Source organism: Bartonella sp. AS69XJJH, from assembly GCF_042195585.1.
In the GTDB taxonomy this organism is placed as follows: domain Bacteria; phylum Pseudomonadota; class Alphaproteobacteria; order Rhizobiales; family Rhizobiaceae; genus Bartonella.
Map to the genome: position 1 here is coordinate 1 of NZ_JBHIOO010000123.1, position 771 is coordinate 771.

Genomic DNA, 771 nt, shown 5'->3' on the forward strand with positions numbered 1-771 from the left:
GCAAACACAACACCAGACAAAGACGACACCCTTGATCCAAACGCCCCACCAAACGCATGCGACGAAGGAGACGGCGTAATCCATATGGATGAAGAGGATAGATAAACAAAGCTATTTTATGATGATAAAAAGAAATACTATTTTTATTTTACTATTCCTAAAAATACAGCTAAACAGCGTTCAATTTCTACCATTTTATCTGCATGAATGGAGCCGAAAGCTGGACTAACTTTTTCACATCTTACCGTCATAATCTTATCAATCATGACTTGCGAAGGTTTTTGCAAACCATTTTTAGCGTTTGGCTGAATCGTAATGCGGAGTAATGGCGCATCAACAAGTGTGCTAGTAATGGGTAAAACCGTTACACTTGTATGCTCACTAAATTGATTAGCTTGAATGATTAACGCAGGTCTTGGTTTACCAAAATCGCCTTGCATAGCTATTGTGACGAGAGATCCACGCATTATTCTGTCCAGCCATCAACATCCATTAAAGATTGATCCATCAACAACTGCATAGATGTATCTGTTTTATCCATTTTTGCGACTAAGCGACATTGGCGTCGGCACTCTTCTGCAAAGTTCGGTTGGCGAATATCTGGTACCCAAATTTGCATTAAACGCAAACCTGCTTTTCTTTGTGCGTTGCGATGTTTTTGAACGCGTTCATTGACGTGCATTGTAGCCATAACAAAATCTCCATTATGTTTCATGTAACGTATAACACAGAAAAAAGTTACATGAAACGAGATTTTTAATAAAAGGCAAT

The 771-nt window shown here is 38.7% G+C and carries 2 protein-coding genes; both read right to left on the bottom strand.

Going from position 1 to position 771, the window contains the following annotated elements; all coding sequences use genetic code 11:
• Window positions 1-143: 143 nt before the first annotated feature.
• Window positions 144-467, bottom strand: a complete 324-nt coding sequence (locus ACFIK6_RS10110) for a type II toxin-antitoxin system PemK/MazF family toxin (RefSeq protein ID WP_375609602.1) — start codon at window positions 465-467, stop codon at window positions 144-146.
• Window positions 467-691: an antitoxin MazE family protein gene (locus ACFIK6_RS10115; protein ID WP_273791685.1), complete on the bottom strand. Its 225-nt coding sequence runs from the start codon at window positions 689-691 to the stop codon at window positions 467-469. Before ACFIK6_RS10115 ends, ACFIK6_RS10110 begins: the two co-directional genes overlap by 1 nt.
• Window positions 692-771 lie beyond the last annotated feature (80 nt).